Source organism: Solitalea longa (assembly GCF_002920915.1).
GTDB lineage: Bacteria > Bacteroidota > Bacteroidia > Sphingobacteriales > Sphingobacteriaceae > Solitalea > Solitalea longa.
In genome coordinates, this window is the sequence record NZ_PQVF01000004.1 from 227,072 (window position 1) to 250,400 (window position 23,329).

A 23,329-nucleotide genomic window follows, 5' to 3' on the forward strand; every position below is an offset into this window, starting at 1 on the left:
ATCATTTATTTATTGCTGATTTCTATTGTATTCTCTAATTTGATATCGGCCGATGAAGCGCCTATCATCAATTTAACTTCTCCTTCTTCTACCTTAAACTGATGAAGATTTTCATCCCAATAAGCCAACAAAGAAGCATTTAAGGGCATTGTAACCGTTTTTACTTCATTTGGCTTTGTAGCCACCCGCTTAAATGCCTTAAGCTGTTTGAGAGGTCTTTTTATTACTGAATTTGGATAACTTACATATAGCTGAACCACCTCATCCCCTGCCAGCGCTCCTACGTTTTTCACATCAACACTAACGGTTATTTCTCCGTTTGCGTTCATTTTAGTTTTACTTACTTTTAAATTGGAGTAGGTAAAATTGGTGTAGCTCATACCAAAACCAAAAGGATATAACGGTTTTCCATTGAAATACATATAGGTTCTGCCTTTAGTAATGTCATAATCCATCATTGGCGGCAATTCATCCAAGCTGTTTGGCCATGTTTGCACCAGTCTTCCTGCAGGGTTATAATCCCCAAAAAGTACATCGGCCAAGGCATTGCCTAGCTCCTGACTGTTTTGTGCCATGTGTAAAATAGCAGGCACGTTTTGTTGGGTCCAGTTAATGGCATATGGAAAACTCGAGATCAATACCACAATCGTATTCGGATTCGCCTGGTAAACCTCTTTTATTAATTCCTCTTCGGTAAGCGTAAGCGATTTACGGTCTACAGCTTCTTTACCTTCGCCAGCATCAGGGCACTGTTCCCAGCCTGCATTACAAGTAGGATGATTGCCCACAATAACTATCGCAGTCTCCGAGTTTTTGGCCGCATTAACAGCGGCATTACCCGCATTATTTTCAGCATAATTTATTTGGATGTTACTTCCTGCTTTAGCCTTTATTCCCTGTAAGGCAGTTACCACATAAGGTAGTGTTCCGCTATACCAGTCGAGCAACACCTGATCAGCTTTACTGCCGATTATTGCCAATGATTTTACCTTAGCTTTATTTAGCGGAAGCAAATTCCGATCGTTCTTTAACAGCACGATCGATTTTTGGGTAACTTCCCTAACGGCATTTTTATGTTTTTCAGAAAGCCACGGTTCCGGTCCATCTTTAATTTTTGAGTATGGATTCAATTCCGGAGGATCGAGCAAGCCGAGTTTTATCATCACCCTAAAGTTTCCCCTGATCACTGCTTCAATATCCTTTTCAGTAACCAGTTTTTTCTCTAAGGCATGTCGGATGGCCGAATCATAATGATCGAGAAATTGATTGATTCCTGCTTTAACGGCTGCAGCTGCTCCAGCAGCATCATCGGAGTAGTATTTGTGTGATTTAATCAATAGGCCTAAAGCTCCACCATCGGTACAAATTATTCCGTTCTGTTTCCATTGATTTACAGCCACGTTCTTCAATACCGGATTCACCATCATTGGAATTCCGTTCCAGGAGTTATACGATGCCATAAACGCCCTTGAACCTCCTTGCTCTACTCCCATTCTAAAAGGCACGGAATAGTATTCATGAAACAACTTTTCACTAAAGTCTGATGAGGTCCTATCTCTGCCGTTTTCGTTACTGTTGGCAAGGAAGTGCTTCATTAAAGAAGCTGCCTGCCAGTAACGCTTATCATTTCCCTGCAAACCTTTGATCATGGCAACTGCCATGGTTCCGTTGAAAAATGGATCTTCACCATAACATTCTTCGGTACGACCCCAGCGCGGGTCGCGAGCTAAATCAACATTGGGAGAACGTACAACCAAAGCTCCTCTTTCATATTTATCAGTTTGAAAAAGATAGCGAGCTTCATACCCTTCAATATCACCCACTCTTTGCAAAGCTTCAGTATCCCAGGTTTCGGCTAACCCATAAGCCTGCGGAAACTGAGTAGTGGTAATTGGATTTTCACCACCCCACTTCCCCGGTCCGCCTAGAGCTACACCATGTAAGCCTTCAATATGGTCACAGCCCTTAATGCCTAACCGAGGAATTGAGGGATTAGTACTTAAACATTTGATCTTTTCATCAAGCGTAAGCAAAGAAATTAGATTATCTATACGCTTTTCAACATCCAGTTTAGGATCCTGAAATGGGTATCGCTGCTGAGTGCATCCTAATGTGATATTAAAAACAATAAACAGCGCACTAAGAATGAAGGCTTTTGCTACTTTCATTTACCTGCCGACTTATTATATTCTGTATTCGATTGAATTTCCCAACGAATGGCCCCATTTGACCAATCTTTATTCAGTTTGAAGAAACCTCCCTGGTTATCAAGTGTTACTTCGTGCAGCACATTATCTTTAGGCAAACAAACAAAACCTTTTGCTTGCTGTGCTCCGGTTGTATAAGCCACCAGCTTCAATGTCGACCAATCCATTTTCATGGTTGATTGAGCCAATTTTATATGAGGAATTACCGCTCCATCTCTTACTAAAATCACCGCTTGAACGGCACCAGGAGCAATACTTCTCCAGCCACCTTCATAAACAGTTCCGGATTGATAATCGATCCATTTGCCAGGAGGCAGGTACACATTACGCTCGGTTACATTTTCTAAAAGCGGTGCAACCAAAATATCTGATCCGAATAAATATTCATCATCAACCAGCCACGATCCCGGATCGTTAGGATATTCTACGAATAAAGCCCTAACCATCGGCAAGCCTTTTTCGGTACACACTTTCGCTTGTGCATAGATATAAGGCATTAGCTGATAGCGCATATTATCGGCTAATCGGAAGTAATTATTAAAGGATTCGCCGTATTCCCAAGGTTCTTTAGGAGGCATACCATGACTACGGGTGTGTGAAGTTAGGAAGCCAAATGCCGCCCAGCGACGATATAGATCTTCAGGCGTTTTCTGCACAAATCCACCTATATCATGACTCCAAAACGCAAACCCTGATAACCCAAACGATAAACCACCTCTTAACTCAGCAGCCATACCGGTGTTGGTATTTTCAGCATCGCCACCCCAATGTAAAGGGTAACGTTGACTGCCTGCCCAGGCACTTCGTGCCCAGATAATGTTCTCTCCATTTACCTGTTTAGTAATGTCAGCAACGGCTTTATTGTATCGAAGCGGATAGAGGTTGTGTTCGTAAAAACCTGTTTTACCCGAATAGTATAAACCATTATCAGGAGCGGCCTCACCAAAATCAACTTTAATAGCGCCTACTCCCATTTTAAGCAAGCTTGCAATTTTCTCCTGGTACCAGGTAACTGTAGCCGGGTTAGAAAAATCGAGCGTGGCATCTTCGTATGGAATGTTTCCTTTAGCGTCTTTTACAGCCAATCCTTTTTCAATTATTTCTGGAAATAATTTGTTTTTAGGCGTGAAATATGGCAACTGCCATAAGGAAATATGGAATCCATCTGCTTTAAGATCTGTCATCATTTTAGCAGGATCTTTAAAACGATCGGGAGCAAATTTGTAATCGGTGCGCCAGTCGGTGGTAAACCAGCCGGTATCAAAATGGATAACGTCTGCAGGGATTTGATTCTCGCGAAGCTTAGCGGCAACATTTCTTCCGTCTTGTTCAGAGAAATAGGTAATACGGCTCATCCAAAAACCAAACGACCATAAAGGAGGCATAGCGGCTTTACCGGTTAAATTGGTGTATTCATCAAGAATATCTTTAGGAGCTCCTAAAAAGACAAACAGATCAAGTTCATCATCACCGATCATTAATGAATTAGCGCCATTGAAGTATTTACCAAAATCGCAGGTGATCGGAGAAGAAGTATGCATGAACATACCATAACCCCTATTACTCATAAAAAAAGGAATAGGCTTATACATGGTTTCATTTTGAACACCGTTGGCATCATCGGCCCAAAGCACTACTTTTTGGCCTCGTTTATTAAACTGAGTAAACGACTCTCCACAACCAAAGATCTTCTCATCAGGCCCTAGTGAAAATACCGCCGACATGCTTCTTGAATAATCACTGGCCCTCCGTACATAGGAGAAAGGAAGAACCGGGGTATATGAAGAATCGGCATTATCTACGTGATGCATGGTTTTGGTCAACAGCTTTCCTTTTGCATCCCTTATTTCCACTCGCCAAGGATGCTCCATAATAGTCACCGAACCATAATCGCTGGCATAGCGATGGCCGCCAGAAATTTTGCTGTAATTCCATGATCTGGTATCAACAGGAGCCTTACCATTAACCAACATTAACGACTCGGGATTTGGCTTTACCTGAAAGCCCGAACTTGCACGAACACGTATTGTTTTAGGCGATACAAATTGAATGGAGAACGGCAATGATGGAGAGGCTTCATATTCAGTTTCAGGGAACTCATTTGCTTTAACAGGTTTCAATACACCCAGCATATTATCAAAAGCCTGGCGGGATGAGTACACATAGCGTTTATAAACAACTCTTCCCGTTCCGGTAGCAGCATCAAACTGTGACAAACTATCAGCTAAATAATAGGTATTAGTAAAGCTTTTGAAGTCATCACTTATATCGACAGGAACATTTAAAAGTTTCATGTTCTGTATCTGCGCTTTTAACACCTGGGGAAAAAACCATAACATAGGTAGCATAAAGGCTATTACCCCCTTAGTAAAAAATCTATTCATAAACATAAATTCTTAATAGTATAAATTGGTTACTTCTAGTTATTACTAGCTTCGAATTTAAGCTTAGATTTAGCTAGAAATGGGACTGTGATGTTAACGATTAGGGTGAAAGATGTTAACCTGATCTTTAAAACAGGCTTTAAATAGCAAATAAGACGAGATCGCTAAAAGATATTTAGTTTTTAAGCCGAAAAAAGCGGATCAGACTCAAAAGTTGTAGAATTAAGGATAGCGGAGTAACACAGAGTTGCACAAGGTTCATTACTTCGTGTAACGCTGTACCATTCTGTGGTTTGTTTTTAACAATTCAGTAATTCAAGTTAAGAGCCGTAAAAAGTTGTTTTTTAAGGTTGATGTCAAAAAAAACCTGTTGGCGCATGAGAATCACCAACAGGAATACCGATTTAATTCAACCAACCTAAATGCATGCTCTATAATAAATCACATGGCTTCTACATGTTCATTAAATACCGATTCAAAGAGATAGATGCTAAGTATTTCTATTTTATTTTTTAGGGTCAATATGATAGAAAGACTGAATTAATGATGACCAAAAATAAATAGTTCCAAGGTATCGAAGGGGGCTAATATGTTTACAATTGGTGGTTAATATGTTAACTTTAAAAAACAAAAAAGCCCACCAAAAGCATTGGCGGGCAATTCAATTATATCCAATCAATTTTTTTATTCCTTCCAGTTATCGGTCCGGAAAGGTGAAGCAGGCAAACCTTCTTTATTGTATAAATTACAATCAGGGTTATCGGCCCAGCCATATCGAACGGCTACCGGAGCAATAACCTGCTCACAACTAACTTCAATTATATCACCTTTGATCACTGCTTTTGCCCAGTAAAATTTACGATCATTTCCGGCAATAATAAATCCCTTTAAATCGGCAGCGTTTTTAGCTATCAGGCCACTGCCAATTTCTCTGAATTTAATGCATATGGCATTTCCCTCAATAGTTACCGAATCGGCAACCGGACCTGAATAAACCACCTCCTTTTTGCCATACACTTTATTTTCTGCAGCTAGGGCAAGCCTTAATCCAACTTCCTGTTTATTTTTTGGGTGAATATCATCTGCTTCCCCAATATCAATAATGGTTGCCATTGCTGTATTTGGTGTGCCTAATGTTTTGGCCTGCGCATCTCTTAATTCGGCCCATTCGCTTTTAACCAATGGATTGGTAGTGCGTTTCATGTAATTAGCCAGCTGCACATACAAAAAAGGCAAATGCCCCTGCTTCCATCTGATGCGCCAATCGTTGATCATTAACGGAAACGTAGTTTCATACTGCGCAGCATTGGCAACGTTGGCTTCACCCTGGTACCAGATAAATCCTTTTATTCCGTAAGGAACAATAGGTTTGATCATGGCATTGTATAAATACGAAGGTGTATATTGATAACTTATCGTCTTCGGAATACCGGTTTCGATGCCTTTCATATAGGTCCATTCTCCGGCCAAGCTCACTTTGTCAGCACCATCACTTAAATACAAGCTATCTGCAGGATCATTCAGTCCTCCCCCGCCCCATAAGGCCGCCATGCGCAACACCACCACATTTTTTCCCTTTTTAACCAATTTAGCGGGAATGGTATACGTATGCGTTTTGGCAGCATTCCAAACATTTTTGCAAATTTCCTGTCCATTGAAATACAACGAATAGTTCATTTCAGGTTTGTGCAGATGAAGGTTTAAGCTCTTACCTTTGGCTAATTTGGTAAGGTCAACCGTTTTGCGGAACCATAATATCCCCTCATAAGGACCTTTGCCCCATGAGCGAACAGTAGCCGGCATATTTAACACCGGCCATTTCGAATCGTTAAAGCCGGGCTCGTTAACTTTCTTTTTTAATCCGTTGTAAGAGTTATAAATAATGTCCCAATAAACTTTTACTACCTCTTCATTCTTTTTAAAGATGCTTTCATCAATGTTTTCCTTATTATTCTTGGTTACAATTTTGGCCAATTCCGGAACCGTCATTAACATTTCCTCACTTGTCCAGGCTTCAACCGGAGTTCCTCCCCAGGTCGACTGGATAATACCAATTGTAACGTTTTCTTTTTGCTGAAGCTGACGACTAAACGAATAAGCTACTGCCGAAAAATCCGCTGCTGTACTCGAATCACATTGTTTCCATTTCGCTTCAGGAAGGATATCTGATTTTGGGTGCAAAGACACATCATGCGGAACAATTAAAAACCGAATAGTAGGATGAATGGCATTTTTTATCTCTGCCACAGCATCTTTCGATTCGCTGATCTTCATTTCCATGTTTGATTGCCCTGAAGCCACCCAAACATCACCCAACATAATATTGCTGAATTTTATGGTTTGTTTACTATCGCCAACTACCGACACTTGCATAATGTAAGGCCCACCGGCAGGCATTGATGGCAATGAAACATTCCACTCTCCATTTTCATTCGCTACAGCTTGGGTGTTGTTCCCGGCAAATTCAACCAATACTTTGGCATTGGGATCAGCCTTGCCCCAAATAGGAATATTTATATTTCGTTGCAACACCATGTTATCGCCAAAAACTCTTGGCACCCATAATTGAGCCTTTGCGCTGCAAACAACTAACAGAAAGCAACAGAATAAAAGTATTTTATTTCTCATTGAGTTAAATTGAATTTCGATTCTGAAATAAACTATTTCAACACTATAGCAATAGCCACTTCTTTTCCTGCAGGCAATTGCACTAAGCAGGTATTCGACTGATTATTTTGATTTTTAACCTGACAATTAGTAGAGGTAATGGAACTGAAGTTACCCGGCAGTTTTAAGGTGATCGTTTGATCAATTGCTGATTTTAAGATCACATTCACATTTTTACCGTCCCAACTGAGTTTTTTCACTTCTGTTTGGCCGCGTAGTAACACTCCTTCAATTTCACCTTTTGACCAATCGGGAGGTAAAACCGGCAGTAAAGACACTTTACCCGGTTCTGAATAAACCAGCATTTGCGAGATCAAATAAGGTAAACCACCACTGATATCGGTATTGAATAAAGCTCCGACATTATGGAAAGAACCCATGCCATTCGACCAATATTTACTCGACAGCCATTGAACGATCTCATTGGTTTTTTCAACCTCGCCAATATGAGCAGCTGAAAGTCCTAAAAGCACCAATCCGAAAGCCATCTCTCCCCCATCTTCGGCAATCCTGAACTTCATCTTTTCATCAATCGTTCTGCTAACAGCTTTAACCAATTCGGGGTTGTTCATAATGTCAGGATCTACCTGATCATACAAACTGTATAACTGAGAAGTATGCCGATGCTTATGATTTTCCTCAACACCATCCCAAAGCCATTCCCTGAACGAACCATCAGCGGCAACCTGGTAATCGGGCATTTTGCTTATTAATGATTCCCACAACTGTACTTTCTGGCGATCAGTATTTAATACTTTGGCTGCAGCAATACAGTTACGCAACAATTGCTTAGCGATCATTATGTCCATGGTTGCATTTAAAGTGGCTTGTGATTGATTGTTTCCCGGGTTATTCTCCGGTGAATAGGAAGGATTGAAAACGATCTTCCCGTCTTTACCCGTTGTTAAAAAATCTTCATAAAACAACGCAGCCTCTTTCATAAACGGGTAAGCGCGGTTTTTCAGAAAATTCTTATCACCTGTATACAACCAATATTCGTTAAAGAAATTGGCGGTCCAGCCGGCAGCGCCAGTCCAGAACGTAAGGCACCAGGTTTCACCGAAATCGGTATCCCAACCGGTGTTAGTGGCCTGCGCCGGAATATGGATGCCACGGCAATTATACAAGCAAGCAGCACTTTGCCTGTAATCGTTCATTAATCGCTCGTGGAAATCAAAAAATGAATTCATTAACTCAGGCATGTTACAAGGCAATAAACCCGAAACAGCAGTCGCTAAATTACCATCATTGGTAAAACCGCCTGTCCATGGAGCGGTCCAAGTTCCCGACCATAATCCTTGTAAATTAGGCGGATTGTAGCCTGTTGAGCTGATAATATTATATCTTCCTGCATCAAAGGCCTTTTCGATTATCGCCAGCGGAACTTTATGCTTTGCCTTCAGGATCAACTCCTCGGTATTCAAAAGACGATCACTCGCATCGCCGTTCAAATTAAGCTTCATCCTATTAAATAGTTCGCCATGCACTTTAGCATGCCTAGCCAAAAGATCATCGTAATTAACTGATTTATTGGACAGATACGCTTTTAAATCATTAGCCAGGCTTTTACTGTAATTATAAGAGGGGTTTATTTTGATAAGCAGCAACACTTCTTTAGCATTACTGATCACCAGTTTATTTTTTTCCACCTCGGAAGTTCCGCCATTAAGCACCAATCTGCCCACACCTTCATAACCTTCGAGGCCGCTTTTGTTCTTTACTTTAAAGTTGCTGCGATAGGTAAGCCATTGATCTTCCACTCCACCTTTCATCTCATCAACGCCTTCTTTCACAAACTGCCATTGCTGCCATTCAACAGGCAAATGCTCGAAATTGATCGAACAATTAATAAGCTCAGTTCCTTTAATGGAAATCACCACCACACTATCCACGCGGGAAACAAACAGCTTACGCTGAAAGCTTGCATGTTCACTTTGCCAGTCGACAATGGCTTCACCGGTTTCGAAATTAACCGAACGCTGATATTTTTTAATGTTTAATGGTTGCTGAACAATCCGTACATCAAAGGCCGGAATAAAAGGATCACGCGCATCGGTATAACCCTCTTTGGTACGCTGATCAACCGGAATAAGGCTGGCTTCGCGGTATTTCCCCTGCAGCATTAAACTGCGGATCTCATTTAATCTGCTGGCCTGGTCAATAGGTTGTTTAGATTGCTTTTGAGGCAGGTATAATTCAGAATGACTTAAAATAATGGTTTCGTCATAAGGCTGCCCCATTACCAAAGCGCCCATGGTTCCATTTCCACTCAATAAGGCATGTTCCCAATTGGCGGCAGGCTGCCAGCTGGTAATTCCACGCTTGGGTTTTGAAAACTCTGTAACAGCTTGAGAAAAAGCCATAACGCAGCTCCCAAAGGTCAAACTGCATACTACGGCGGTTTTCAGTATAATATGATGGAATTTATTCAGAGTCATTTTGAAGTTCAAATACAACATCAGTGCTGTTCATGTATCTCCCAAAAGCCCTGTTCATCAAATTGCAAACAAGACTTTTGGTTCTAGATACAGTGTTTTTAGTTTAATTCGATTTGTAAGCTTGTCGTAGGCAGACCGTCAGCAGTTGCAGTAAAGGTCACTTTGCCTGTTTTATTTTTAGCCTGAAGGATAGCCAAAGCCAAACCGTTAAAGACTTTGCGGTGATCAGCCTTGAATGATTCCATACTGGTTGGACTACCATTGTCAACGGCAGCAATAAATGCTTCACCATCAACTTTAAAAGTCAGTTCATTATCAGCATCGGGAACCATATTTCCATTTGCATCCACAATTTTAGCGGTAATGAATGAAAGATCCTCTCCATTGGCTTTGATCTTTGATCTATCAGCAGTAAGTATAATTTTAGCCGCTTTACCTGCAGTTGAAACTTCTTTGGTAAGCACCAATTTGCCATCTTTTCTTGAAATAGCTTTTAGTGTTCCGGCTTCAAAAGGCACGCGCCATACAACATGGAACTGATCGGTATCTTTTTTACGTACGCCCAGTGAGCGGCCATTTAACAGTAATTCAACCTCATCAGCATTATTGTAATAAGCCCAAACGTCAACAGTTTGCCCGGCTTTCCAGTTCCAATGCGGAAAAACATGTAACACAGGCTTATCTGTCCACTGACTCTGATACATGTAATACACGTCTTTAGGGAATCCGGCCAAATCAATAATTCCGAAATAAGAGCTGCGCGCCGGCCAAGGATAAGGAGTTGGTTCACCTAAATAGTCAAAACCAGTCCAAATGAACATTCCCGAAACATGATCATATTTGGTAAACACTTTCATGGTTTCTTCATGCGTTGAGCCCCAAGGGGTACGGCAGTTATCATAAGCCGAACAGCTAAGGTCGGCGTTACCAGTAAGTAAAGGCTTATCCCAGGCAGTTGGCCAAATACGCATGCTATCCGAAGGCATATCATAATGTCCTCGAGTTTGTAAAGCCGAAACCGTTTCTGAGGCAATTAACTTTTTACCGGGATACGTTTCATGGAACTTGTCGAATTTATCGTGGTTGTAGTTATAGCCAATTAAATCGAGGGCCCCCGACAGGATAAGATTATTTGAAGGATTGACCTCGTTATTTGCCGAAGTAATCGGGCGATCATCCAACTGACGAACAATGGAAGCCAGTTCCCGGGCTATTGCTCGTCCGCTTGTATCAGCGGCATCCTTGCTCCATTGCTCTGAAATTTCATTTCCAATGCTCCAAACAAATACACTAGGATGGTTACGGTCTCGTTTCACCTGATCTTTCAGATCCTGAACGTGCCATTTATCCCAGTCCAAACTGTAATCAAACTTGTTCTTTCCCTTTTTCCACATATCAAAAGCTTCATCCATAACAATGAAACCCATCTGATCACACAGATCAAGCAATTGAGGAGCCGGAGGATTATGCGAAGTACGAATACCATTGCAACCCATTTCTTTCAGCAGTTCGAGCTGGCGTTGAGTCGCTCTTACATTAAATGCCGATCCAAGTGCTCCTAAATCATGGTGATTACAAACACCTTTTATCTTTAATGGCTTTCCGTTTAATGTAAAGCCTTTGTCTTTGTCGAAATTAAAATAACGGATACCAAAATTGGAGGTATAAGCATCAAGCTCCGTTTTACCATCCACAATTTTGATCACGGCCTTGTACAGATTCGGATTTTTATCCGACCATAAGGCAGGCTTATCCACCTTAAAATTTTGCGTAAACTCAGTAGCCTGTGCCGAAAGGATAACCACCGATGATTGCTGAGCAACCACCTTTCCCTGTGCATTTACAAGGCTGGTTTTAAGGGTTACTTTTTTTCCCATGGCAAGTTTGTTGTTAATGGTGGTTTTCACCACTACTGAGGCATTGGCTTCAGTAACCTGGGGCGTAGTGATCTGTGAACCGTACTGATCTACAAATACATTACCCGTAGTGGTTAACCAAACGCTGCGGTAAATTCCCGAACCTGAGTACCAACGTGAGTTTGGCTGTTCGGAATTATCAACTTTTACACTTAATACATTGTCTTTGCCATAATTAAGGTAATCACTGATATCGTATCTGAAAGAGATATAACCATTTGGACGTTTGCCTAAATAATGGCCATTTATCCAAACCTCGCTGTTGCGATAAACACCATCAAAATCAATAAAAACAGTTTTTCCTTTGCTAGCAGCAGGAACCGTAAAGCTTTTGCGATACCATCCGGTACCACCGGGCAGAGCTCCTCCGCCCGGTGTTGCTGGATGGTCTTTGCTAAAACTGCCTTCAATGCTCCAATCGTGTGGCAGGTTAAGTTTTCGCCATGAACCATCATCAAAAGCCGTTTCATTGGCGTTTTTAACATGGCCTAAATGAAAGGTCCAATTTTGATTAATGGCTTCTGTTTTTCTTGAAATATGCTGTCCAACAGCAAACTGAACGCTGGCTGCGGTTAAAACAATACAACTTAAATATTTTAGCTTATGCATTATTGGGATTTTATGGCTATTTAGCCTTTTCCATAATCAGGTAAACGACTGAACGAGCAGGCAACTCAAGTTTAACCGATGAACTGGTTAATTTTGCCGACCGGGCTTTTAGTGTTGAATAGTTTAACGGTCCACCTCCTGGAGCCGATGGCCCTTGTCCGTTTACTAATACTTTTCGAGAAAAATCGCCTCCTTCTCCGCCTTGTAAAACATAGTAGTAATAACGTGCTCCCGGCTTAAAGTTTTTCAGCTCAACGGAAGCCATTTCGCTGCTGGTGCCTTTGTTTACCAATACAAGTCCGGCATCGCCACCATTGCTAAAGCTTGAGGCATACGTTAAAATATTCGAATTTGAACCACTCACTGATGAGCTGAACATGCGGTCGCCAAAGTATTTTTGGAAATAATACATGTAATAGAACGATGGACGAGGACTCCACTTGGTAACTCCGTCACCATCATCGCCCATACTGAATGAGCCCATATCGTTTCCATTATTATAACCATTGGCAATATCCCAGCGAGAGGCCATACCATAATTGTTTTTCACAAGCTCTCCTAAAACAATAGCTGCATGAAGACCATTAAGGTTAGAGATCATTTGCTTATTTCCTTCGGCACCAATGTTCCACTCGGTTAAGGCAATAGGCTTTTGAGGAACGCCGCCTTGTTGCATTGAAGCTTTCACCCTATCCATATTATCTTTAGAGATCTTTACGGCAGAATTTAAAATTTCATCAGCACCTGTATTTGCACCTAAAGGAGTATAATAATCGTGCACTATGTAATAGTCAGCATAGTCTCCAGCTGCCGCGAAGTATTCGGCATTCCAGGTTCTGTCAACAACATTCCATGAATTAGTGGCATCATATTGTACCAGCTGTGCACCAATTTTAATATTAGCACCTACTTCAGTTGCGGCTTTGCGCATAGAATCAGCAAAAACTTTAAAGTGCTTACCGTAAATGGTACCGTTGATAATTTCAGGTTGTCCATCTTTGTTTTTAGAAACATCGATCTTAAAACCAGCTTGCCAAGGACCACTACTTTCATTACCTATCTCCCAGAATTTGGTTTTGCCTTTATCGGCACGAACCCAGTCAGCAGCTAAATGAGCTGCAGCGCGATCGGGATGGTCACTTAAACCATAACGGGCATAAGAATAATTTACTGTTATAATAGCAGTACTACCTACCTGCGCTAACATATTGTAAAAGTTATTGACAGATAAGGTCCAACCATCATTATTATTACCATACCAATAACCAGCATCAACTGAATTATTCTCGTAAAGCAATTTATCCGGCGCATCGGCAGGTTTTGCACCTTGATTACGATTCCAGAAATAAATACTTGAAATATTACCTCCCGGGAAACGGATGATATTTGGCGATAGTTCTCTTAAATGACCTAAAAGTGTCGGCTCTGTCACCATTTGCCCTATATAAGGATTGGTATTATTTCCGAAGATATATTTAGACACCTTATTGGTCGACTGGCTGTAATCGGCAGTAATTGTTACTGATGATTTGGTTAATGGAGCCGTAATAAAATCATATTGAGGAGCCGTAAATTTACGAGGAGCCCAATCGTCCATAAAAAAACCGGAAGTTGCCGAGGCAGGCACCTCTGTAGGAGGTGTAATATTGTCATCGCCACCACCCGGAGTTGGATTATCGTTATCCGGAGAACCCTTACTGCACGAAGAAATCGCAGCTGCAACGAAAACTGTAACTAAGCATTGCTGAAGTATAGTTTTATAGCCCATAGTAGAATAAATAAAGAGGTTATCTCTTTAATGCTGAGATAACCTCTGTTATATTAAAAATTATTGCGTGATGTAATGGAATACAAGCCATTCATCTTTAGTTGAATCATAAGCTGTACCCAACCAGATACCTTTAGTAGCTTCTTCACCTTTAAAGGCTTTAATTACTTTAATGGTAGTTTGAGTTGGATTCATCCAATGGCCAGCATTCTGAATAAGCGTATTGCTTCCCAAATTAATCTCGTTCGTGCTTGCGTCTACAGAGAACGTACCAGAAGTAAGTGTACCGTTTTGGCTACGAGTATACTTTAACCCAGTTTTTTCAAATTTAATCCATGAATTGGTAGCAGCTGCAACCCAGCTATCGTTCCAACCCCAATCTCTTGAATCACCTTGACCAGCAGTCCATCCTTTACCTTTAGCAACCCAGTCAACAGGGTTACCGTTAACATCAAGACCCCAAGTGCGTGTTGAAGTTCCGGTTAACATATCCACTAGTTCATTACTGCTTAGTGCAGGATTAAAGCCTTCATCAAAGTCATCGCCAGCTGGTGGTGCAGGTGGAACCCAGTTGTCAGAGTATTCTTTACTAATGAAGTTATAAATCAATAAACAAGGGCCTTCGCATGAAGTACGTAATACCGCTAACTGCATGGTATTTTCTGTTAACGACATTACTCTTATTTTACCCCATTCACCTACACATCCATCGCGGAAAGTATCGTGTAGTGGAGTAGCACCTGTCATTGTTAATGTTTTCTTGTCTTTATCTAAATAATAAGTTCCCGACTCTTGTCCGCGACCAGAAAGCATTAAATGGTTAGTTTTCACAAAAGGACCGCCCTTTAAGCTAAAGGTCATTGTACCGTAATCGCCTGATGGAACTAACCAGCTTGGATCATTTTGAGGATTCCAGTTCCAGCAATCACTTCCTCCACAACCAAATGACTCTGTTTCTTTAGTGTAAGGCCATTCATTGTTTGTGCCGGCAAAGAAGAGCGGGCCAGCAAAATATTTCGCTGTAACATCAAGAACCCAACTTTTTTCATTACCAGGTCCACCTGAAAGGGCAATCCACAAAGGATCACTTACATAATTCAAATTATCGGCAGTTACTTTTACTGTAACGGGATCAGCTTCAACTATTCCTCCATCTGTAGCGAAGGATAAATTAACAGTATAATCTCCTTTGAAAGCATATCGAATAGTATCTCTATCCTTCATTGATTTACCAGTACCATAATCCCATTTTGCAATGGTACCAGGAGTTTTGTTAATTAAAATAACAGTATTACCTCCCGGATCGGCTACCAAATCCTGAACTACTTCAAATTTTATCTCTGATTTATCGAGCAATCTGCCCAATTCATATGTTTCCTTCTGGCAGGATGTAATGAATGATATCCCGATAAGGACAACCCAGATGAATTTTTTTAAATGTTTCATATCGAAAATTGTTAAGTATTGGCAATTACAATTTGTGTTATTACTCGTATTGCAATTGCCTTTAACGTTCGTTATTTATTTAATTATCGATTAACTGATTACCAACCAGCATTTTGTTTTAACACGCCATTTGAAAGTGTGATTTGCGTATTTGGAATTTGCTGCAAACCTTTTGTCGTGTTGAAATTAGCCGCAGAAATGGTTTTAGCAGTTGATACACCACCGTTCAACACAGTTGTAGTTTCGGCAATAGTTCCAGCTGCAACACTTACACCCTGACGAAGAAGATCCCAGTAACGTAAACCTTCACCTACGAATTCAAAGCGTCTTTCTTTCATAATATTATCCTGAGTTACACCCAATGAAGTGAAATTCGTTTTATACGCGCGTTTTCTTACATCATCGAAATATTTCTGGGCATTACCACTTCCTAACTCAGCAGCCATTAACAATACATCAGCATATCGAATTGAAACATAATCGGCAAACTGGCTGATCATAAAGCTTTTTTGACCAAACGGATCAGTTACAGAAACATTATTTTCATCTACCAATGGAATATATTTTTTCATGAAGTAACCTGTATACTCACGTTGATCAGCTTTTTTAGTCGCGTTGAAAGGAACTCCTTCACCTTCTATTGATAAAATTGAAGCGTTTCTGCGGGTATCCTTATCACTAAATGCCGACCACAGTTTAGGATTCACGGTTTCAGCACCCCAACCAGCACCATATGGAAAACTATTCACCCCACGTAATCCGGTCATTACTAACCAATGGTTACCATCAGTGTTTCCGTTATAATCACTTGTGTAGGTATACTTAATTGCAAATACTGTCTCACTATTGTCTTCACCTGCATAATTAGTACCTGCAACAGGCCATAAATTTTTAAAATCAGGAATTAGTGAGAAACCACCATTAGTAATCACATCTTCCACTGCTGCTAATGCATCTGCCTTAGATACAACTCCAGCTAAATCAGCTTTGCCATAATAACCTGTGTAATACAAAAATACACGACCCAATAAGGCTTCTGCAGCCCATTTAGTTGCACGACCACGTTCAGTTGCCGGTTGAGCAGCATAGTTTGTAGAAATTAAATTTTCCTTTGCAAACTTTAAATCTTCAGCGATTACTTTATAAACATCATCAGGGTTAGCCTGAGGAAGGTTCTCTGTAGTAGAACTAGTTAATAATGGAATGTTTCCCCATAATCTAACCATATCAAAGTACAGGTAAGCACGTAAAAAACGAGCTTCGGCTATATAAGTATTAATTAACTCCTGGTTAGTTCCCCACTCTTTTTCCTGGGTTCTGTTAATAAGGGTATTGCAACGATTGATTGCCGTATAATAAGCTGACCAGTTTGCTCCAAACAAGTCAACGTCTGATGGAGACCTTAGTTTATCCATCTCATCCATCATTTGATGGTTAAATCCATCAGCGTTACCGGTACCACCAAAGGCGTTGTCAGACATTACTTCTGAAGCAACAGGTAAACTTACCCCACCGGCCCATACAGTTTGTAAGCCATCATAACATCCTACCAATGCCGAATAAACGTTTTTAGTAGTAGAATAATAGTTTTCATCAGAAACCAAGGTAACTGATTCTGTATCTAAAAAATCATTTGTACACGCCCCAGCCGAAAGGAGTGAAAATGTGAGTATATATAATTTTATCTTTTTCATAACTTAAAAAACAATGTTTAGAATTTGATATTCGCACCAAACATAATGGTACGTGGGCGTGGATAGTAGCCTAAATCAATACCTGAAGCGAAGCTATCAGAGTACCCAATTTCAGGATCCATACCGTTATAAGAAGTAAAGGTGTACAGATTAAGTACTGAGAAGTAGAACCTTAATTTACTTAAATAACTGTTTTTAGTCAGGTGACTGAAATCGTAACCCAACGTTACATTGTTAATTTTTAAATAATCGCCTTTATGAACATAAAGATCAGAGAAGGTTGTCCAATTTCTATTGTCTTCTGTTAAGCGAGGCAATGAATTTGAAGAACCTTCACCATGCCAACGATCTAACATAGCAGCAGAGTAGTTTCCTTTAGAACTTGACTGATCTCTCCATGATTGTACTAAATCATTACCGGCAACACCTGATGCTTGTAATGAGAAATCAAATCCTTTGAAATCTGCACCAAGGGTAATACCAAAAGTAAAATCTGGATTTGGATTACCGATCATGGTTTTATCCTGGTCATTAATCTGTCCATCATTATTTCTGTCAACGTATTTAACATCACCCGCAACGGCATCAGGCTGAATTCTTTTACCATTATGCTGATAAGCAGTAGCTTCTTCGGCGGTTTGGAAAACACCATCAGTTTTCAAGCCCCAGAAATAACCCATTGCGTAACCATTTTGGGCGCGATAAAACTCACCTGAGTTGGCATATAATGAATTGGTACTACCGTGAACAATACCATCGGCAGTAGGAATTTGGCCCACCTCATTTTTATTGTAAGCACCATTAACACCAATTGAGTAACCAAATTGACCAGCGCGATCTTTGTAGGTTAAAGCCAATTCAACCCCTGAGTTTTTCACGTCACCACCGTTGATCATCATGGTGCTAAAACCAGTAGATGCGATCACTGGAGCAGCAATCAACCAATCTTTGGTTTTCTTAATATAGAAATCGGCGTTAATGGTTAACTTATTGTTTAAAACATTTGCATCGAAACCAATATTGGTTTGTTCAGAAGTTTCCCATTTTAAATTAGGATTACCTAATTGACTTGGAAACGAACCAGGTACAAGTTGACCCTCTTCAGAACCGAAAATATAGTTAGTATTTGCGAAGCTGATTGGAGATAAGTATAGATAAGGTGCAATGTTTTGGTTACCTACCTGACCCCAACTAGCTCTTAATTTAAAGAAGTTTAACCAAGAAGAGTTTTTCATGAAATCTTCATTAGAAGCTACCCAACCTGCAGAAACAGAAGGGAAAAAGCCCCAACGATGACCTTCGGCAAAACGAGAAGATCCGTCACCACGTAAAGTGGTATTAATCATATACTTTTCTTTATAGTTATAGGTTAAACGACCAAAATACGACATGCGTTTTTCAGGTGAATAGGCTGAACCACCAAAACCAATTGCAGAAGCATTGCTTCTATTAGTTGCATTTGTTAACCATGCATGGTTTAAATCATCGAAAATTAAGTCGCTATTACCAGCATTTAAACCAGAACCTGAAGATTGGAACGAAGAAGTTCCGGCCATTACTTCAAATGCATGATTATTATTTAATTTGAAATTATAGCTTAACTGGTTATCCCAGGTTAATGATTGACCTTTATTCATACTCTGAAACACCCTTGAGGCATTGTTGAATGAATAAATGGAAAGTTTATAAATAGGATTGAAAGAACGACCTTCAAAGCTTGCATAATCTAAGCCCACGCTTGTTCTGAAACGTAATCCTTTAATAGGCTCAGCTCCCAAATAGATATTACCTAACAAACGTTGGTTGTTATTTCTATTCTGATTATTGTAATACATCTGAGCGTAAGGATTCGCCTCTCCATTATTCCAGGTAGACAAACTATTGTCATAAAATTCACCATTCTCATCATACATTGGTACAAATGGACTGGTTGCAAAAGCTCCACGAAGCGTATTATTATATTGGCCACCTGTTCCAATACCATTATTGTTAACGTATGAAAAAGTTACGTTCTCTCCTAGGGTAATAATGTTTTTATAAAGTTTATGATCCGAATTAAGTCTGATACTATAGCGCTCATAGTTAGAAAGATCCTTTCCACCTACAATACCTTGTTGATTGGTATAAGCTAACGACGCAGAATAGCTTGAAAACTCACTACCACCATTCGCTCCAAATGAATAATTCGAAGTTGGTGCCTGATCTACAAACATCTCTCCTAACCAGTCTGTTCCGGCTCCCATTTGAGAAATATCGCCATTAGAAAAATAAGGAGCTTTGCCAGAATTGAATGCAGCTTCATTCATTAAAGTTGCATACTCAGAAGCATTTAACAATTGAGCTTTTTTTGCTAAACTTTGCTGACCGAAATAAGCATCAAAAGTAATTTGAGCTTTTTGTCCAACTTTACCGCTCTTAGTAGTAACCAAAACAACACCATTGGCTGATTGCGAACCATAAATAGCTGCAGAAGCGGCATCTTTCAATATATCAACCGATTCAATATCTGCTGGGTTTAAGTAAGAAATATCACCGGTTTGAACTCCATCCACCACATATAGAGGAGAAACGCTCCCAACTGTACCTTTACCACGAATAATTACACTTAATGGATCACCAGGTTGACCAGATACCGAAGTAATTTGAACACCGGCAGCCTGACCTTGTAAAGCCTGTAATGCATTGGTAGTACTTTGTTTATGTAAGTCATCACCTTTAACCTGCATATTAGCACCAGTTACTAACTTTTTCTTTTGTACACCGTAACCGATAACTACAACCTCTTCAAGAGATTTAGATTCATTGCTTAATTTAATATTATAGCTATTACTTGCGCCAATGGTTACACTGCGCTCATTATAACCTAAAAAGCTGATTAACAACACATCACCGTTTTTAGCTTCAATTGAGAAGTTACCCTCATTGTCAGTGGCTGTACCAGTAGTAGTGCCCTTAATTTTAACAATGGCACCCGGGATTGGCTGTAAGTCTTTTTCATCGATTACCTGCCCTTTAATTGTCCGGGCTGTTTGAGCAAACGACAGACTAGCGGAGAGTGCAAAAATCATAGTCCATATAAAGACTATCATTCCTTTTCTTGTAGTTGTTCTATTCATATTAATAATTGGTTTAAAAACTTAAAAATTGATTTTTTGCATTTATTGAGTAATTAAAATTGGTTTTCCCTCGTACGTAACTGTTTTATCTGCTTTTTGATTCAAATCGAACGCTTTAGCCTTGTTCTTGTTCATCCAAACAATTTTGAATGTTCTCTTAGCCAGCATACCATTAAAGCTGCCTTTACGCTCACCAATACTTAGCGTTCGGTTTTGTTCATTATACTTAAAGCTGATAGTTGAAAATGCTCCTTTTTCGTAGTTGTAATTAGAGCCCTCATCTTCATATAAATTAAACTTACCGTTGCTTCCTGTGTAAACGTACAGGGTTAGCTGCTCGGCAGGTTTTTCAGAAGTGTATTGTAATTCAGGGCCGAAAGGAATGATCGAACCTTCTTTAACATAAACCGGAATACGCTCATATGGCGCATCGGCTGTTAGCGTTTGTCCACCATTTGAATAAGCACCTGTGTAGAAATTATACCATCCAGACCCTTTAGGTAAATACACCGAACGATTGATTGCGTGATAATTATAAACAGGGTTAATTAAAAGTGAAGGGCCAAACATGTACTCATCTGCAATGTTGTTTACCGCCGGATCAGCAGCAAAATCCATTACCAAACCACGCATAATTGTATAATCATTGTGGTAAGCCTGACCAGCTAATGAATAGATATAAGGCATTAGGCGGTAGCGTAGTTTATTATAATACATCATGCTTTTGTAAGCTGCATGATTTTCTGGAGCAATGTTATAGATCTCGCGGAATGGGAATTGACCATGCACACGGAAAACAGGAACGAATGCCGCAAACTGATACCAACGGGTGTTTAATTCTCTCCATTCATCTAAATCGGCACCCTGAGCGTGCTCGTAACGGCGCTCAACTGAAAAACCTCCTGCGTCCATGCTCCAGTAAGGAATACCAGAAAGAGAGAAGTTGATACCTGCAGGGATCTGCGTTTTAAAATCTTCCCAACGCGAAGCAATATCTCCACTCCAAACAATGGTAGAGAAACGTTGCTGACCGGCATGCGCCGAGCGGGTTAGAATAATTACGCGATCATTCGGATTAACTTCACGCTGACCTTCATAAATACCCATTGCATTACCGAAAGGAAAAGCATTGAAATATTTCACACCTGAACCAATAGCTGTTGGGGTCATTACACTCTGACGAGCAGGAATATCTAAGTTCGAATGCACATCCGGTTCAGCTGCATCCATCCACCAACCATCAACACCTTTGCTATATAAATTCTTGTTCAATAAGTTCCAGAAGCCTTTTCTGGCATCAGGATTTAAGGCATCGTAAAAAGTAGAAGTGTATCCTTTTCCGATCCAGTCTCTGCGTTGATCGGCAATATTGCGTTTGTACAACCATCCATTTTCATTCATGTAGTTGTAATTGGCAACTCCCTCGTAAAACTTAGGCCATACCGAAATCATAAAGCGTGTATGGTATTTGTCGTGCAAGGTGCTGATCATTTCAGCTGGATTGCTGAAACGTGAAGCATCAAACTCATGGCTACCCCAGTCATCTTGTTTCCAGTATGACCAGTCGAGAACGATACCATCAATAGGAATTTTTCTGCTTCTGAATTCTTTAACTGTATTTAAGATCTCGTCCTGAGTTTTATAACGTTCGCGGCTTTGCCAAAAACCCATTGCCCATTTAGGCAAAATATTGGCTTTACCAGTAATAGTGCGGTAGCCGCTAATAACTTCATCAGCATTTTTACCGGAGATAAAGTAATAATCAATAGCATCACCTGCTTCAGATGCAAAGGCAAACGTATTTTTTTCGGCCTCAGGAACCGGACTTAACCAGTTAACTGCCAAATATGATTCAGTTCCATCAGGCAACCATTCAATTTTAATTGAATATTTTTTGCCTTTAACCATTTGTACATCAGCAAGGGACGATCCCGGATTCCAGGCCTGGCGCCATTTATCAGCTAATAATTTACCATCAACCCAGATCTTCATGTATCCGGCATACTTCACCTGGAACTGATGTAATCCGGTATAAGATGATTCGATCGAACCGGTCCATTGTACCAATCCATCGGCAAGATTATAACCTTGAGGAAACTTATGCTGATCTTTTAAGAAGGAATAATCGATCTCTGATTCGGCACGAACAATTGATTTAGTGCTGCCTGCATTGCTTTTAGAACCATAAGTAGCAGTAAGCCATCCAACGTTACCTTTATCATCATAAAGTTTTAAAGCTGATAGAGGCTGGAAATTGCGGGTATCTCCTACTGCAGTTAAAGAGTAGTTATCCCATAAAATACCGTAGTTTTTATTTGAGACTACAAAAGGTATAGCCACTTTGGTATTGTACTGATACAAGTCAACATGGCGGTTTTTGTAGTTCATTAAATCTTCCTGGTGCTGGCCTAAACCATAGTAAGCCTCATCTGCCCCAGATTCAAAAGCTTGTCTTAGCTGATAAGTGGCCTCACCGGTATAAGTAGCAGGTGTAAAGGTTTTACCACCTTCAGCAACCTCATTTAAAATTTGCTTGCCATTTTTATCGGTAAAAGAAACTACACCGGTAGTTGCCGATACTAAAGCATTCAGCTCAGCCGTTTTAACGGTAATTACATCCCCCGACTGAACAACACTCCAATTTGCAGTGGCTGCCGGTTGGGTAATGGCCATTAAACTTTTTTGTGTAGGTAATTCATTTTGAGGAGAGGCTATAACGTGAATGATCTTATCATTGATAACTTCCAGCTTAACCACTTTAGGTTTTAATACCGAAGTTTTTTGTACTGAAACCAATACTCCGTTTGATAGCTTTTGATAATTGCTGTTTTGAGCCCTTGCTTCTGTTAAACTACATACTGAAATAACAGACCCCACCAAAAAACAAGCAAGTAAACGTTGCGACATAATACATTAAATTGTAATTGACTTTACCTTGGGGGTGCAGCCAATTGATGATTAAATAAATTGGTTCAGAGGCTGAAAATAGATACTGATTAGTATTATGATGGGGGTAAAATGTTTCCTTTTAGGGGTAAAAATGTTAACCATTTAAAACATTCTTTACAACATAATTAATTGACC

General features: G+C 40.2%; 10 protein-coding genes. All 10 read right to left on the minus strand.

The genetic code is table 11. The features are described 5' to 3' along the window. Positions 1–5 precede the first annotated feature (5 nt). A complete protein-coding gene (locus C3K47_RS06765; protein ID WP_103788364.1) occupies positions 6–2,168 on the minus strand; it encodes a glycoside hydrolase family 3 C-terminal domain-containing protein in 2,163 nt (720 codons plus the stop codon). Next, a complete protein-coding gene (locus C3K47_RS06770) occupies positions 2,165–4,501 on the minus strand; it encodes a glycoside hydrolase family 31 protein (RefSeq protein ID WP_207765247.1) in 2,337 nt (778 codons plus the stop codon). The genes C3K47_RS06765 and C3K47_RS06770 overlap by 4 nt, the downstream gene beginning before the upstream one ends. Positions 4,502–5,275: 774 nt before the next feature. Then, positions 5,276–7,219, minus strand: a complete 1,944-nt coding sequence (locus C3K47_RS06775) for a sialate O-acetylesterase (protein WP_103788366.1) — start codon at positions 7,217–7,219, stop codon at positions 5,276–5,278. A gap of 32 nt (positions 7,220–7,251) precedes the next feature. After that, positions 7,252–9,621, minus strand: coding sequence for a glycosyl hydrolase family 95 catalytic domain-containing protein (locus C3K47_RS06780; protein WP_165784652.1), 2,370 nt, complete (start codon positions 9,619–9,621; stop codon positions 7,252–7,254). 173 nt (positions 9,622–9,794) lie between these two features. After that, positions 9,795–12,221: a beta-galactosidase GalB gene (gene galB / locus C3K47_RS06785; RefSeq protein ID WP_103788368.1), complete on the minus strand. Its 2,427-nt coding sequence runs from the start codon at positions 12,219–12,221 to the stop codon at positions 9,795–9,797. A 16-nt stretch (positions 12,222–12,237) separates the two neighbouring features. Beyond that, positions 12,238–13,989, minus strand: a complete 1,752-nt coding sequence (locus C3K47_RS06790) for an alpha-L-arabinofuranosidase (RefSeq protein ID WP_103788369.1) — start codon at positions 13,987–13,989, stop codon at positions 12,238–12,240. A 60-nt stretch (positions 13,990–14,049) separates the two neighbouring features. After that, a complete protein-coding gene (locus tag C3K47_RS06795; protein WP_103788370.1) occupies positions 14,050–15,435 on the minus strand; it encodes a hypothetical protein in 1,386 nt (461 codons plus the stop codon). Positions 15,436–15,533: 98 nt separating this feature from the next. Further along, entirely contained in the window at positions 15,534–17,129 is a 1,596-nt protein-coding gene (locus tag C3K47_RS06800; RefSeq protein ID WP_103788371.1) for a RagB/SusD family nutrient uptake outer membrane protein, read from the minus strand. 17 nt (positions 17,130–17,146) lie between these two features. Continuing rightward, positions 17,147–20,245 carry a SusC/RagA family TonB-linked outer membrane protein gene (locus C3K47_RS06805; RefSeq protein ID WP_103788372.1) on the minus strand — a complete coding sequence of 1,033 codons (3,099 nt, stop codon included), beginning with the start codon at positions 20,243–20,245 and terminating at the stop codon, positions 17,147–17,149. A 42-nt stretch (positions 20,246–20,287) separates the two neighbouring features. Then, positions 20,288–23,152 (minus strand): TIM-barrel domain-containing protein, encoded by a 2,865-nt coding sequence (locus C3K47_RS06810; RefSeq protein ID WP_103788373.1) that lies wholly within the window; start codon positions 23,150–23,152, stop codon positions 20,288–20,290. Between the last annotated feature and the right edge of the window lie 177 nt (positions 23,153–23,329).